Raw genomic sequence first — 14,072 nt, 5'->3', positions numbered from 1 at the left:
CTGACAGCTATGCGTCGACGAGCGGTTCTCACGTCGCTCGCGGCAGCGACAGCCGGCACGCTGGCCGGTTGTGTCGGTGTCGGCGGTGGCTGTAGCAGTGGCACCGACCTCGCGTTCGAGCCGGTCGACCCCGCCGAGATCGCCTCACGCGAGACGGCCGACGACATAGCGGCGGCGCCGGCGATGATGGCCGACCTCGCCACCCGAACGCTCGAGGGCGAGTCCCCGACCGTCGAGGTCGTCACGCGATCGCCGATCAGTTGGCTCACCTACGTCGAACGGGACGGCCAGTTCTACGAGATCCACGAGGAGACTCTCGAGAGCGGCACCGTCACCGGTCCGGCGTACGAACTCGAGCGAGACCGCGACACGGACGACGACCACGCGAGTGCAGACGCGATATCGTTCGACGAACTGCCAGTTCACGATCAGTGGCGAATCAACGACGCTGCCGGATTCACCATCGAAGAAGTCGAACACATGTCCTTTACGGCGTCGACCGTCGCCGGCTACCTCGCAGACGACGACCAGGCGGATTCAGTCCTCGCCGCAGGCGTCGACGAGCCATATCTCGCGGTCGACGGGCACCTCATCGGCCTCGAGCGACACGACGAGGACTCGACATCGGCCCACCGCATCCGACACACGGCCCAGCGAGTCGCCGAGAACGTCGACGGCTTCGCCGGCCACGTCCTCGAGCGTCGCGGCGCCGAACTCCCCGAACCGACCGAGGACGTACAGGCACTGCTCGAAGATGCCCGCGAGGACGGCGGCTCGATCAACGTCTGCGATCACGACGTCGACGATAACACCGAGGCGGAAGCGCAGCGCGAGGCCGTCCGCCGCGACGCTATCGAGGAGCTCCGGACGACCCTACAGGATCTCGAGGACGATCCCGACACCCCCGATCGGATCGAGTACGTCGAGTACGAGGGCGAGTGGCACCGCATTTCGATCTCGAACTGGGTCGTTTGAGACGGTCTGTTGTACGTCAGTTCCGGCGCGACCGCACGACGGGCCACGGTCGCGTCGGTACACCAGTCCGTACGAATGATTGTCGATCGAGAGACGACGCGTCGCCCTGGCACCCGATCACGTCTCAGAACCGTTTTACTCCCGACGCGAGTAGCCCCCGCCGATGGAGTTCGCCACGTTCGCAACGCGAGCCGCGACGATCGACGCCGAGCCAGCCGATCTCGAGATCGTCGATCACGTACGCGCGCTGCTCGAGGCGGCGGGCGAGGACCTCGAGATCGTCGCCCGATTCGTCCAGGGGCGCGTGTTTCCCGCCTGGGACTCGACGACGCTCGATATCGGCCCGCGGACGTGCTACGAGGCAATCGCGCGGGCGGCGGGAACGAACGTCGACGCCGACGATGTCGAAGAGCGACTGGCCGATCGCGGCGAGATCGGCGACGTGGCGGCGAGTTACGACTTCGGCGGGCAACAAGGCCTCGGTGCGTTCACTGGCAGGGGCGACGCTGGAGGCGATGGAAATACCGGTAGCAATGGGGGCGAGCTCACCACCCGCGAGGTCGCCGAGACGCTGTCCGACCTTGCGGCCGCCGACGGGGCTGGCAGCCAGGACCGCAAGGTCGATCTGCTGTTTGGCCTGTTCAATCGCTGCTCGAGCGTCGAGGCCAGATACCTCTCGAGACTCGTCCTCTCGGAGATGCGCATCGGCGTCGGCGAAGGGACCGTCCGCGACGCGATCGCTGCAGCGTTCGACGTTCCCGACGACCGCGTCGAACGCGCGCTGCAGGTCTCGAACGACTACGGTCGAGTCGCCCGGGTCGCCCGCGACGCTGGGCTCGAGGGGCTGGACGCGATGGACCTCGAGATCGGCCGGCCGGTGCAGGCGATGCTCGCCCAGGCCGGAACGGTGATGGGTGCACTCAAGGACTGGGACGAGGCCGGCGTGGAGTGGAAATACGACGGGGCTCGAATCCAGTTGCACCACGAGCCGCCGTCGTCGCCGGGATCGAACGGCGCGCCAGCAGGGGCGAACGACGCGGCGACGACCCGCATCTACTCGAGAAACATGGAAGACGTCACCAACGCTCTCCCCGAGGTCGTCGAGTTCGCCGAGGAAACGCTCGAGCAGCCAGCCATCCTCGACGGCGAGGTCGTCGCCGTCGACGACGCGGGCGAGCCATTACCCTTCCAGGAGGTGCTCAAGCGTTTCCGGCGCAAACACGACGTCGCGAAGGCCCGCGAGGAGATTTCGGTACGGCCCGTCTTTTTCGACTGTCTGCACGCCGCTGGCGAGGACCTGCTTTCGGAGCCGCTGACACGGCGTCACGACCGACTCGAGCAATTGCTCTCGGCCGACGAGAACTTGGATCCAGCGGCCGTCGACGGACTCTCCCTGCTCTGGTTCAGTGACGATCCCGAGGCGATCGAATCGATCGACGCTGAGGCCCTCGAGGCTGGCCACGAGGGGATCATGCTCAAGGACCCCGACTCGACGTACTCGCCCGGCCGTCGTGGGAAACACTGGCGCAAGCGCAAGCCCGACATCGAGACGCTGGATTGTGTCGTCACGGGTGCGGAGTGGGGCGAAGGACGACGGGCGACCTTCCTGGGCACCTTCGAACTCTCGGTTCGGGATGGCGACGCCAGCGAGAAGCGAGGTTCCGCCCGCTCTACGGGAGCGCCACAGCACCTCGAGACGATCGGCAAGGTCGCGACGGGGATCACCGACGAGACCCTCGCCGAGTTGACCGCGTTACTCGAGCCCCACATCGTCGCCGAGGACGGCCAGGATGTCGACCTCGAGCCCGCGGTCGTCTTCGAAGTCGGCTACGAGGAGATACAGTCCTCGCCGACGTACTCCTCGGGCTATGCCCTGCGGTTCCCCCGGTTCGTCGGCGTGCGACACGACAAGGATCCGGCGGAAGCCGACACGCTCGAGCGGGTGCAGCGCTTGCGATACGGCGGGCGTCGATAGTCCCATCGCTCGACTTGCCCTAGCGTTGCAAGCAGCAAGCCTTCACCCGGGAGCGGCCTCCAGTGCTTGTATGCAAACCGCCGTTCATCTCCTCTCCGGAGACGAAAGCGAACAGAAAACGGCCCTCGCAATCGCCAGAAACCTCGTCGACGACGCAACCGGCAGTATCGACGATGTCGCGGTCGTCGTGCAGGCCGGGGGCATCACGGTAGCCCAAGCCGGTGGCGAGAGCGAGGACGAGATCCAGGCGCTGTTAGACGACGACGTCTCGTTCAAGGCGTGTCGAAACACGCTCGAGACCGTCGAGTTCGGCGAATCAGACCTGATCGAGGGGATCGAGGTCGTCCCCGAAGGTGCGGTCGAAATTACCCGATTGCAGACCGACGGATACGCGTACGTCCGCCCGTAGTGGGTGTGGGTCAATCGAGGTCTGGGAGGTTGGCACTAGACGGACTACCCGTCAGTTCAGCCGAGTCCGACGAGCGGATCGAACCAGACCGCACCGACGAGCACCGCGAGGAAGACATACGAGCCACGCACAAGCAACATCGTCGCCAGTTCCGGTCCTGCGCGGGAGGCGACGAGTGCGACGACGCCGAACGCGAGCACCGCGAGGACAGCCGTCGGCGGAAACACCTGGACGACGGCGAACGCGACGACGAGTACCAGCGCGGTGGCCATGAGTGCGTAGGCAACGGTCGTCGCTCGAGCGGGGCCGACGACGACGGCCACCGTCCGTTTTTCGATCGATCGGTCGTAATCGTAGTCCTGGCTGTCGTCGATCACCTTGATCCCCGAGAGCAAGACCAGAAAGACGAGGGCGAAGCCGATCGCCACGGGAGAGACCGTCCCGGCCTGGACGTAGTACCCCCCAAGCAGCGAGAGGGCGATGCCCGTGGGGTAGCCAGTCGTCGCCGTCAAGGGGTTCGTGTCGAGCTGTGGCGCGTGATAGAAGGCGATCAACCACGTCGGCACCGTCAGCGCGACCGCGACCCAATCGACGGCGACGAACAAGACGAGACAACAACACGCGAACACGGTCGTCGACAGTGCCAGTCCGACGCGACAGCCCCGTTCGGTCAACGGATGGTCGTCGTCTTCACCACGGACGTGAAAATCGACGTAGCCGTCCTTGACGTGGGCCGTATAGACGGCCGCGAACATCGCGAGGACGTGGACGACCGCTATCGTCGGCGCGACATCTGCAGCGAGTATCGCGCCGAACGCCGACGCAGCAAGCGGCGGGAGCATGAACACTGGGTGGACCTGCGACCAGTACGCCCGTCCGACGGCTCTCGTCCCGCGACCGTGTCGCACCAGACTCATGTCCACAGCGACAACGAACTGAAACATAATACCCGACCTCGAGGCCCCTGCATCGGCTGTACTGGAGTTCCGAAACACACAGTTTGATGTGCCGTCCCGTACCACGAGCGAGCATGACCGAGTACACTGGTGCTGAACTCTTCACCGACGCTCTCGAGGAGTACGGCGTCGACTACGTTTTCGGGAACCCCGGGACGACCGAACTCCCGATCATGGACGCGATCAGCGGGAGCGACCTCGAGTACATTCTCGGGCTGCACGAGGACATCGCCGTCGGAATGGCATCGGGATACGCACAGCGGCGACGATACGCGTCCCATCACGACGACTCGGTGCTGCCGGTCGGTGTTGCAAACCTCCACATCGCACCGGGGCTGGCCCACGGGTTGGGGAACCTCTACGCCGCCAAGATGGCCGGCGCGCCGCTGGTCGTCACGGCGGGCAACCACAGTACGGACTTTCGACACGAAGAACCCATCCTCAGCGGCGATCTCGTCGAGATGGCCGACCAGTTCTGTAAGTGGTCCGACGAAGTGTTAGACGTCGCGGCGCTGCCGACGATGCTTCGGCGGGCGTTCAGGGTCGCGATGACGCCGCCGACCGGTCCCGTCTTCCTCGGACTGCCACTCGATGTCATGATGGCCGAGACGGACGCCGAACCCGAGCGATTCGGCGAGATACCGACCGGCGGCAGCGGCGATCCGGCCGGGATCGAGCACGCAGCCGAATTGCTCGCCGACGCGGACAGTCCGGTGTTGATCGTCGGCGATCACGTCGCCCGGTCGGGAACCGACGCCGTCGAGGCTGCGGTCGACCTCGCGGAGGCGACCGGTGCGCGCGTCCACGGCGAAATTCTCTCCTGTGAAGTCAACTTCCCGACCGACCACGAGCAGTGGGCGTCCTACGTGCCGACGAGCGAAGGACTCGCGTCGATGGTGATGGACACCGATACGATCGCGTTCGTCGGCTGTTCGACCAACACGACGCTTACCCGTCACGAGGACGCTCTCGTCGATTCCGACACCACCTGCATCCACATCGGCGACGACGCCTGGCAAGTCGGCAAGAACCAGCCCGCCGACGCCGCGGTTCTGGGCGACCCCGGTCTCGTCTTGGAGGAGCTTCGCGAACGCGTCGAGCCGAAACTTGACGCCGAGACGATCACACAGCGCCAAGAGGATGTCGCGGCGTTCAAAAAGATGGTCGAAGCCAAGATGGCCGGTATCGGCGAAGGCGATGGCGAGGACGATCCACGCGCCTCGAAGGCCGAACTCGTCGACGCGATGGAACGAGTCGCCGGCGACGCCGCCATCGTCGACGAGGGGATCACCTCGAAGTACGCCATGTTGACCCGCTGGGACCTCGAGCCCGAACAGTACACCTCGAACAAAGGTGGCGGCCTCGGCTACGGCCTCCCCGCTTCCGTCGGTGCCGCAATCGCCGAAGACCAGACAGACCAGCCTCGAGACGTGATCGGCTTCATCGGCGACGGCTCCTACCAGTACTACCCACACACGATCTACAGCGCCGCCCGCCACGACGTCGATCTCACCGTCGTCATCTCCGACAACCGCAACTACCGCATCCTGAAGAACAACACTCTCTCGATCATGGGTGGCGACGAAGACGACTACGACTTCGTCGGCATGGACTTCGAGCCTCCCGTCGACCTCGTGCAAAACGCCGAGAGCCACGGTGCACGCGCGACCCAGATCGAAACCCCCGACGGTATCGAGGGTGCACTCGAGGAAGCGCTCGCGACCGAGGGCGTCGACGTTCTCGACGTGCTGGTTCACGACTGATACGGTTTACTGTAAGTCATTTCCGGCGCACCCGTGACCCGGGCGGCGGGTGCGCCGGTAAATCGTTACAGTAATCCGTATGAGACGGACTGCCGTACCGATGTCCCGGTCCAACCGCAGCCGTGTCGCGGGCTGGCCGGCACTGACGCACAGCAGGCCGTCTGAACCGGTCGATTAGTAGTCAGTTACCTTTCTCCAAACGTTGGACGGTCGCCTCGGCCCGTTGAAAGTTATTATCCGGCAGTAGAGTGTCTGTATCTCGCCGTTACATCCGCGACGGAGGTCTGTGAAAGCGTCACAACCGTCGCTCACAGGCGCTGTGAAACGGCGGAACGAACAAGTCCCTCGCTCGCGTCCACCGAGCGATGAAAATCGGGCTGGTCATCTACGGCTCGCTCGACCAGCGGTCGGGTGGCTATCGGTACGACCGCAAGCTCGTCGAGGGTCTCGAGGACCGCGGTGACGACGTGTCGGTGATCTCGCTCCCGCGTACTGGGGTCGACGAGTCGGGGGACGATCGCCCGGCCGTCGGCGCCACCGAGGACCCGTGCAGTGACATCCGTGATCGACTCGACCGCCCCGTCGACATCCTCTTGCAGGACGAACTCTGTCGACCCACACTGGCCGCGTACAACCGGGATCTCGAGCGCCCGCGGCGGATCGTCACCGTCGTTCATCTCCTCGACTCGGCGCGTCCGGCCGATGGGTGCCAGACCGTCCCCACTCGAATCCGCGACCGCGAACGACGTTACCTCGAGTCGGTCGACGGCGCCATCGCCACTAGCGAGTTCACTCGAAAGCGGACGACTGATCTCGCGTCGGTTCCGACGACCGTCGCACCCCCGGCCGGCCGCCACAGCGGCCCAGCGGTCTCGAGCGAGGCCGTTCGCGAGCGGGCGCAAACAAGTCCGCTCGCGGTGACGTTTCTCGGGAACCTGATTCCGCGGAAGAACCTCTCGACGCTCCTGTCCGCGCTCGCCCGCGTCGACCGGGAGTGGCACCTCACCGTCGTCGGCAACCGATGCGCCGATCCGGCTACTACCCGCCAGGTCCGCGCTCGCGTTGACTCACTCGGCATCCGAGACCGCGTCTCGTATACGGGTGCCGTCGATGCAGCGACACTCGAGTCGATTCTCGACCGGACGCACGTCCTCGCGGTCCCGTCGCGGTACGAAAGCTTCGGGATGTGCTACCTCGAGGCGATGGAATACGGCGCCGTTCCGATTGCCAGCACCGTCGGCGGTGCGGGCGAGTTCGTGGCCGACGATCACAACGGCTTTCTCGTAGATCCGACCGATCTGGCGCGTATCGTCGCCATCGTCGATCGGCTCGCGGGTGACCGCGATCGACTCGCGGCGCTTGGCTGTCGAGCGCTGGCGACCGCCGACGCACACCCAACCTGGGCCGACGCCGTTACTATCTGTCGACGGTTCCTGAGAGCGCGTCTCGAGACGGAATAACGACGATCAGGGGGACGCTCGACGGGGATAGACCCGTTTCACGACCTTCGAAACGGTCAAAAATCGCGCGTAATTACGCCAGCGTGTCGTCGAACTCGCCGTCGTCGACTTTCTGCTTGAACTCGCGTGCGTCGACGCCTTCGATGGTGACACCCATCGAGGCGCAGGTGCCGACGACTTCCTTCGCGGCGTTTTTCGTGTCGTAGGCGAGCAGGTCCGGGTGTTTCTGCTCGGCGATCGTCTTGACCTGATCGATCGAGAGGTCGGCGACGAAATCTTTCTGCGGTTCGCCACTCCCGGTGTCGAAGCCAGCTTCGTCCTTGACGAGTGCCGCCGTCGGTGGGACGCCGACATCGATCGAGAACGAACCGTCCTCGTCGTACTCGACGGTGACGGGCACTTCCGTGCCGTCGAAAGCTTCCGTCTGGTCGTTGATATCCTGTACGACCGCCTGGACGTCGACGGGCGTCGGTCCGAGCTCGGGACCGAGTGGTGGGCCAGGGTTGGCCTGGCCACCCGGAACGAGCACTTCGATGGTTCCAGCCATACCCGTCACAACCCGTGCGCGAGTTTTAAGGGTTGCTTTTTCGGGCAGTCACGGTAGGTGGCGTTCTCGCAGACTGATCGTTCCGTCACTCGAGCGAGTCCCGTCGCCACCGGGCGAACGACTCGAGGACGTTACTCTCGTCGAAGCGTTCGATACAGGGAACGTCGTAGGGGTGGATCTCGAGGACGCGCTGCTCGAGTGCGTGATAGGCTGCGTCGGTCGTCTTCGCGAGCAAGATGATCTCATCGTCGTGGTGGATCTCGCCCTCCCAGCGGTAGGTGGAGGTCGTCTCGAGCTGATTGATACACGCGGCGAGTCGTTCCTCGACGAGCGTCTCGGCGATCACGTCGGCATCGGCTGGCGGGGCAGTGATGTAGACCGTTGGCATCGTCAGCAACGATATCGGCGACGCTCCAAAAAGACTCGGCGACCGTCGGCAACCGTTCGTCGGCCGATCAGTCGTCGGACTCGAGAACCGGGTTGAACGTGCCGTTGATATCCCACTCGTGTAAGCAGTGTGGGCTGCCGACCTGTTTGGTGTCGCCGTCGCGATCGATTTGCCACGCCTCGAGTTCCTCGTCCCAGTATTCAGCGCGCTCACACCGTTCGCAAACGCGGGCGGTCGGTGCTCGTACCTGTGTACTCATTGCCGGTTGTGCGAACCCGACACATATAACAGTATCTGTGTTAACTCGACCCATCAAATCGCAGAAAAGTGCGTCGGTAGTGGTGACTACTTACGAGGTAGCGGTCTCGCCGTCGTCGAACGGACCGCCGTCATCGAACGGTCCCTCGCCGTCGAACGGATCATCGTTGTCGAATGGGCCGTCGTCAGTTGGCTCGTCCTCGTCGACGGGTTCCTCCTCAACTGGTTCCTCCTCCACTGGCTCCTCAACTGGCTCCTCAACTGGCTCATCTTCGATCGGTTCCTCAACTGGTTCCTCCTCGACTGGCTCCTCCTCAACTGGTTCCTCCTCGACTGGCTCCTCCTCAACTGGCTCGTCTTCGATCGGTTCCTCGACCGGGGCGTCATCGGTATCGATGACGAAGATAGTCGCCTGGTCAATCGTCATGTGTAGTCCGGGAGCAGGCGCTGCGTCAATCGGCACGTCGTCAGGTGCATCATCGGTTTCGTCGTTGTAGTCGTCGTCACCGACCGCATCGTCCGCATCGTCGTTCATCGTATCGTCGTCGCCCGCATCAGCGGCGGCGGCTGTCCCGTCGTGCATCGGCATCTCCTCGAGGTCGTGGACGACGAAGACATCCGCTTGCTCGATGGTTACGTGGAGTTGCTCGTCGTCCGCCATGGCATCGTCTTCGTAGTCGTCATCTGCGTCGTCGTATTCATCGTCGGTCTCGAGGTCGTCTTCGTCGTCCAGACCATCTTCGTCAGGCGTGTCGCTCGGTTCCTCGTCGACACCGGGCTGGGTGACGAACTGGCTGAGGTCGACGACGTTCGCGCTCTCGATCGTGACCTCGACTTGGGCTTCGTGGACGGCAACCGGTTCGCCGTCGTACGCCTCGAGTGCGTCTGTCTCGTCGACTGCGTCATCGTCGACGGGTTCGTCCTCGAGGTCGTCGAGTTCGTCGTCGAGATCGTCGACGTGGACGAATATCGTTGCCTGGTGGACCAAGAGGTCCGCATCGGCTGGTTCGTCGTCGAGGGCGTCGTCGGCGGCCGTGTCTACCCCTTCGGCGACGACGAACGCGGTTGCGTGGTCGAGGGAGATATCAGCCTCGTCGACTGGTTCGTCCTCAACAGGCTCTTCCTCGACTGGTTCGTCATCGACCGGTTCTTCGTCGACTGGTTCTTCTTCCGCAACCGGTTCAGCCGCAGTTTCGCCGTTTTGGGCTGGGCCCGCGGCATCCGGTTCGTCTGCTTCGAACGGTTCTTCCTCGACGATCTGATCTTCCGCGACAGCGTCGCCGTCATCGTCGGCAGGCGGATCGTCCGCCGCTGGGTCCTCGGCCGGTGCGTCCTCGACATCGTCAGCAACGACGACGATCGTCGCCTGGTCGATCGCGACGTCGACCATCTCCTCGACGTCGTCGGTCGGATCTAGTTCGTCCGGTTCGTCCTGGACTCCCGTGGCACTGACCGCTGTAGCAACGCCCGAACACAGCATCACCAGCACCACGAGTACGACGAGTTTGTTGTGTACGCTCATGCCTCGCCGTGTGGCTCGAACGGGTCGGCTTGTAAACCGGTGCTGTGATTCCGGCGATAAATCGCCTATTCGGCCACGAAATAGCCGACTCACCTCAGAGAAAACGGTGGTTTCGAGTGTGTCTCGGAGAGTGATCGATCTCCCGACAACGGGACTCAGTAACCGGCTTACTGCCTCCAATGACTCATTACTCGAGCGTTGTCACGGTTTCCCGAACGAAAAACGCGACCACTACCGCGGACGGAGTCAGACGGCCTGTCGTAATCGGTACCGGCGCGACGGCGAACCACCCTGCGGTCACGCCGGGACATCGGTACAGCAAACCCTATCAGTACACTGCGTCGGCAATTTCCTCGCGGAGATCCTCGAACTGTGCCAGATACGTCCGGCGCTCGTCTCGCAGATCCTCGAGGGCAGTCTCGTAGTCCTCGAGGTGATCGGGGACGTAGTAGTCGTCGATTTCGATCCCGGGGACGTCGGCCGGAATCGTAAGACCAGTGCGATCGTCGTCGGTCCACTCGATTGCCCCGCGAGCGGTCTCGGTGAGGATAGTGACCGACTCGGTGACGCCGATATCTGCGGATTTCTCGCCGAGATAACCCGTGTTCAGGACGTAACAGTCGATGTCGAGTTCCGAGATGAGGTCGTAGAAGAGGTTACCCTCTTCGCCCGCAGACCCGATTATAAAGGGGTTCGTCCCGACGACGCGGATCGATTCGCCAGCGCGAGATGGATCACCGGCGCTGGTTTCGATCGACTCGCCGAGCATGAACGCGACGGTGGCCTGCTTGGGCGAGAGTTTCGCGACCGGCGGCATCAGCGGGTTGCGCGTGATGAAGAAGACCTGATCCATCCGGTCGAGGTCGATCTCCTCGTCGGCGCTCTCGAGTTCCTCGCGCTGGATGATGGCCCGGGAGTTCGACGTGTAGCGGTCCTCGTCGAAGTCGACCGTTCCGTCGTCGTCGACGGCGACGTTCTCTAGAATCGCCGACTCGTCGGTCGCGGCGGCGTGGAGTTCGGGCTGTTCCTCGGCGTCGAGGCCGATGGTCTTGATGAACAGTCCCTCGCCCTCGCTACCCGGCACCGAGCCGTCGGGCAGAAGGCCACAGACGTCGTCTTGCAGCATCGAGGCGTCTTCGGGGTCCTCGAGCCAGCAGCCGTGGGACGTGAGCGTCGACTTGCCGGTCGCGGACAGTCCCATAAACACCTGGCCGACGGTTCGAAGGTCGCCGTCGTCGTCACGAACGCGAACACGTTTGCTGCCAGCGTGGAGACCGATACCGCCCTGCTGTTTGAGTCGATACATGAACAGCCGGAGGAACGACTTCTTGGCCTCGCCGGTGTAGTCGCTGCCAAGCACCGCGGTGAATCCTTCGTCGGGAAGCACGCGAATTTCGGTCTCGTCGTAATCGGGGTCCTGTACCGTATAGAGGTCGGGTTCTCGACCGTCCGACGGTTCGAAGAGGTTCGCCCACGCCAGCGCGATTCGGGCGTGTTCGGTCGGAACGAACAGCCGGCAACAAAACGTCGCCTCCGAGTGACGGCCCATCAGACGGTCGATACAGACCATCTCTCGGTCGACCGCGCGCTCGAGCGCGTCGTCGACGAGATCGTGATCGCGAGACGAAAACGTGTGGTCGACGGTGTTTTTCGTTCGATCGGCACTTCGCGAGCGGAACTCGCTGACGTACGACGGGGAGCCGAACTCGGTCGTCGTCTCCTCGTGAGCGGCCAACTCCCGGAGTTCCTCGAGCGATGGATTGTACCGGACGTTCGACGCGGTGGTCGGATCGGGTAGCTGTCTGACCAGCGGACGGGCCTCCGTCCCGGTTTCGGACATATACGTACTAGCCCACTATCCGGATGCATAAACGTGGAGGATTTTACTCGCTGTGTGTCATGACGTACCCCGCGACAATCTACCGTATGGCAGTACGTACCTGTAGGAACTGTTATACGCAGATTTAGTAATTTCTGGATACTTATTCAGAGGCTGAGTAATTTTTCTCGTCACGTGGCTTGGCGCCGTCGTTCGAGTGGGTGAGATTTTTTTGAAAAAACGAATCTGGTACTCGAGATTCGAGCGGGATATCAGGGAGGAGGCGGTCGAGGGAATCGAGTCAAACGCGGTGTGTGAGTCCTCAGGTAGTCACCGGACCGTCGGCGGTAAGCAACAGGATCGACGCGAGGCCCGTCGCGGTCGTGACCGACGCGGCTAACAGCAAGAATGCCGGCTGGAAGCCAGCAGTTTCGGAGACGACGCCGACGATCGCCGGCGAGGCGGCACCGGCGGCCATCAACAACGTCCGAACGACGCCTAACCCACCGCCGGCGACATCGTCGGGGATAGCAGACATGAGATAAGCGCCTCTAACGGGACGAAATCCGTGTGAACCGATCCCCGCAGCGACGAGCGCTCCGCCGAGGAGGAGTGGGCCCGCCGATGCCGTCGTGATGACGAAGACGAGCACCGAAACGGACGCGAGTCCGAGCGTCCCGACGATGATCGGTAGTCGACCGATTCGATCGCTGAGATCGCCGGTTACCAATTGTACCAGACTCGCAGCAAAGAGGCTACTGTAGAGGATGCCAGCAGCCGCTTCCGTGAGTCCGGCTTCCGTCGTGAGATACAACGGGGCAAACGCCACGAGTCCGTTGTACATGAACGAAAACAGGACCGTCACGAGCGCAAATACCGAGAACCGCCAGTCTCGAAAGAGCACGGCATACTGCCGGATGCCGGTACTCGTATCGGCATCCGTCGCTGTATTCTCGGTCGACTCGGTCGGCACCCGCTGGGGCACCCGCCGCCAGAAAGCGATGGTCAGCGCAAGTCCGATCACTCCGGCCAGCAGGAAGAAGAGCCGCCAACTGGCACCGAGAACGAACGGGACGCTCGCGACGGCGACGACGGCAGCGGGCGCCACCACGCCACCGAACGCACCGAACGTATCGAGCATTCCGAGTGCACGTCCGGTCCGGTCAGGGTAGGTTCGGGCGAGCAACTGTACGGCGACAGTCTTGTGTGCGCCGGTACCGGCACCAAGCACGAGCATCGCCGCGACGAGGACGAGAAACGGCGAATCGACGATCAGTACCAGCGCGGCACCGGTAGAGACCGCGACACCGCCCGTGATGACGGTCACCGACCCCAACCGGTCGGCAAGGATACCGGACGGAAACTGCATCCCCGCATAGATGAGCATAAATCCCGTGAAAGCGAAGCCAAGGATCGTATTCGAAACACCGTACGTTGCCTGGATCGGGCTGAACAACGGCGGAAAGGCGTATCGAAGTGCCTTCCCCAGAAACCAGATTGCAGCCGTCAACACGAGCACGTCGTACTGCGAACTCCATCCGCTCGCAATCGGTCGCGACATTCAAACTCTCGTCCGTCCGTTCGTGACCCCGGGGACGAGAATCCTCGGATTGCTCCCGACCGTCTGCTACTACAGATTTCGATTCCCCACAAACGGTCACTCCTAGATCGAATATAGGCAGATCTGATTGTCGGAATCGATCAAAACAGTCCCAACACAACACCTTTTGTGTGTCGTTCTCGCACCCAACTATGGTCTCTGTAGACCCGTACACGCCGTCTCGAGCGCGCTACGAATGTTACGACTGTGGCTACCGAGAAGCCACCGACTCACTGGCTACGTGCCCGGAGTGTGGCGGGCGAACGAGAAACATCGCGGTTGCACGCGAGTAGCTGGGACCGCTTAGTGCCGCTTCAATCGTGATTTGCTGGATATAGCTGGCGGAGTTTGATGCGTGCATCGTCTGTCGTGAACTGCCAGTCGATAGCAGAGTCATCGT

General features: G+C 63.1%; 13 protein-coding genes. 6 read left to right on the top strand and 7 right to left on the bottom strand.

Going from position 1 to position 14,072, the window contains the following annotated elements; translation table 11 throughout:
* The first annotated feature begins 9 nt into the window (after window positions 1-9).
* From D8Y22_RS16530 to D8Y22_RS16520, 3 genes are all read left to right on the top strand, one after another.
* A complete protein-coding gene (locus D8Y22_RS16530; RefSeq protein WP_141465798.1) occupies window positions 10-975 on the top strand; it encodes a hypothetical protein in 966 nt (321 codons plus the stop codon).
* A 163-nt stretch (window positions 976-1,138) separates the two neighbouring features.
* Window positions 1,139-2,950: an ATP-dependent DNA ligase LigA gene (ligA, locus tag D8Y22_RS16525; RefSeq protein ID WP_141465797.1), complete on the top strand. Its 1,812-nt coding sequence runs from the start codon at window positions 1,139-1,141 to the stop codon at window positions 2,948-2,950.
* A gap of 70 nt (window positions 2,951-3,020) precedes the next feature.
* The gene (locus D8Y22_RS16520; RefSeq protein ID WP_141465796.1) at window positions 3,021-3,359 is read left to right on the top strand and encodes a DsrE family protein; all 339 of its coding nucleotides are present in this window, start codon (window positions 3,021-3,023) and stop codon (window positions 3,357-3,359) included.
* A 56-nt stretch (window positions 3,360-3,415) separates the two neighbouring features.
* Here the strand turns inward: D8Y22_RS16520 and D8Y22_RS16515 are convergent, their stop codons facing one another.
* Complete coding sequence (locus tag D8Y22_RS16515; protein ID WP_141465795.1) at window positions 3,416-4,276, bottom strand: UbiA family prenyltransferase; 861 nt, start codon at window positions 4,274-4,276, stop codon at window positions 3,416-3,418.
* A gap of 113 nt (window positions 4,277-4,389) precedes the next feature.
* On the opposite strand from D8Y22_RS16515, the gene D8Y22_RS16510 reads away from it, so the two are divergent.
* Window positions 4,390-6,078, top strand: a complete 1,689-nt coding sequence (locus D8Y22_RS16510) for a thiamine pyrophosphate-binding protein (protein WP_141465794.1) — start codon at window positions 4,390-4,392, stop codon at window positions 6,076-6,078.
* Between the two features lie 365 nt (window positions 6,079-6,443).
* Window positions 6,444-7,538, top strand: a complete 1,095-nt coding sequence (locus D8Y22_RS16505; protein WP_141465793.1) for a glycosyltransferase family 4 protein — start codon at window positions 6,444-6,446, stop codon at window positions 7,536-7,538.
* A gap of 73 nt (window positions 7,539-7,611) precedes the next feature.
* Here the strand turns inward: D8Y22_RS16505 and D8Y22_RS16500 are convergent, their stop codons facing one another.
* From D8Y22_RS16500 to D8Y22_RS16475, 6 genes are all read right to left on the bottom strand, one after another.
* The gene (locus D8Y22_RS16500; protein WP_141465792.1) at window positions 7,612-8,085 is read right to left on the bottom strand and encodes a 50S ribosomal protein L11; all 474 of its coding nucleotides are present in this window, start codon (window positions 8,083-8,085) and stop codon (window positions 7,612-7,614) included.
* Window positions 8,086-8,170: 85 nt separating this feature from the next.
* Window positions 8,171-8,473 (bottom strand): divalent-cation tolerance protein CutA, encoded by a 303-nt coding sequence (gene cutA, locus D8Y22_RS16495; RefSeq protein WP_141465791.1) that lies wholly within the window; start codon window positions 8,471-8,473, stop codon window positions 8,171-8,173.
* A 67-nt stretch (window positions 8,474-8,540) separates the two neighbouring features.
* Window positions 8,541-8,732: an HEWD family protein gene (locus D8Y22_RS16490; protein WP_141465790.1), complete on the bottom strand. Its 192-nt coding sequence runs from the start codon at window positions 8,730-8,732 to the stop codon at window positions 8,541-8,543.
* 90 nt (window positions 8,733-8,822) lie between these two features.
* Window positions 8,823-10,253, bottom strand: coding sequence for a hypothetical protein (locus D8Y22_RS22470; protein WP_174811891.1), 1,431 nt, complete (start codon window positions 10,251-10,253; stop codon window positions 8,823-8,825).
* A gap of 328 nt (window positions 10,254-10,581) precedes the next feature.
* Window positions 10,582-12,093, bottom strand: coding sequence for a phosphoenolpyruvate carboxykinase (ATP) (locus tag D8Y22_RS16480; RefSeq protein WP_141465789.1), 1,512 nt, complete (start codon window positions 12,091-12,093; stop codon window positions 10,582-10,584).
* A gap of 301 nt (window positions 12,094-12,394) precedes the next feature.
* Window positions 12,395-13,633 (bottom strand): MFS transporter, encoded by a 1,239-nt coding sequence (locus tag D8Y22_RS16475; protein WP_141465788.1) that lies wholly within the window; start codon window positions 13,631-13,633, stop codon window positions 12,395-12,397.
* 191 nt (window positions 13,634-13,824) lie between these two features.
* Here D8Y22_RS16475 and D8Y22_RS16470 point away from each other — a divergent pair, with 191 nt between their 5' ends.
* Window positions 13,825-13,965: a rubrerythrin-like domain-containing protein gene (locus D8Y22_RS16470; RefSeq protein ID WP_141465787.1), complete on the top strand. Its 141-nt coding sequence runs from the start codon at window positions 13,825-13,827 to the stop codon at window positions 13,963-13,965.
* Window positions 13,966-14,072: the final 107 nt, after the last annotated feature.

The sequence above is a fragment of the Salinadaptatus halalkaliphilus genome, assembly GCF_006543045.1.
Lineage (GTDB): Archaea > Halobacteriota > Halobacteria > Halobacteriales > Natrialbaceae > Salinadaptatus > Salinadaptatus halalkaliphilus.
Note: the sequence above shows the minus strand (reverse complement) of the source record. Positions and strands in the feature narration are given on the sequence as shown.

Coding starts and splice junctions, on each gene's coding strand:
- D8Y22_RS16510 (WP_141465794.1), top strand. CDS start 4,390: ATGACCGAGTACACTGGTGCTGAACTCTTCACCGACGCTCTCGAGGAG.
- D8Y22_RS16490 (WP_141465790.1), bottom strand. CDS start 8,732: ATGAGTACACAGGTACGAGCACCGACCGCCCGCGTTTGCGAACGGTGT.
- D8Y22_RS16520 (WP_141465796.1), top strand. CDS start 3,021: ATGCAAACCGCCGTTCATCTCCTCTCCGGAGACGAAAGCGAACAGAAA.
- D8Y22_RS16505 (WP_141465793.1), top strand. CDS start 6,444: ATGAAAATCGGGCTGGTCATCTACGGCTCGCTCGACCAGCGGTCGGGT.
- D8Y22_RS16475 (WP_141465788.1), bottom strand. CDS start 13,633: ATGTCGCGACCGATTGCGAGCGGATGGAGTTCGCAGTACGACGTGCTC.
- cutA (WP_141465791.1), bottom strand. CDS start 8,473: ATGCCAACGGTCTACATCACTGCCCCGCCAGCCGATGCCGACGTGATC.
- D8Y22_RS16500 (WP_141465792.1), bottom strand. CDS start 8,085: ATGGCTGGAACCATCGAAGTGCTCGTTCCGGGTGGCCAGGCCAACCCT.
- D8Y22_RS16530 (WP_141465798.1), top strand. CDS start 10: ATGCGTCGACGAGCGGTTCTCACGTCGCTCGCGGCAGCGACAGCCGGC.
- ligA (WP_141465797.1), top strand. CDS start 1,139: ATGGAGTTCGCCACGTTCGCAACGCGAGCCGCGACGATCGACGCCGAG.
- D8Y22_RS22470 (WP_174811891.1), bottom strand. CDS start 10,253: ATGAGCGTACACAACAAACTCGTCGTACTCGTGGTGCTGGTGATGCTG.
- D8Y22_RS16515 (WP_141465795.1), bottom strand. CDS start 4,276: ATGAGTCTGGTGCGACACGGTCGCGGGACGAGAGCCGTCGGACGGGCG.
- D8Y22_RS16470 (WP_141465787.1), top strand. CDS start 13,825: ATGGTCTCTGTAGACCCGTACACGCCGTCTCGAGCGCGCTACGAATGT.
- D8Y22_RS16480 (WP_141465789.1), bottom strand. CDS start 12,093: ATGTCCGAAACCGGGACGGAGGCCCGTCCGCTGGTCAGACAGCTACCC.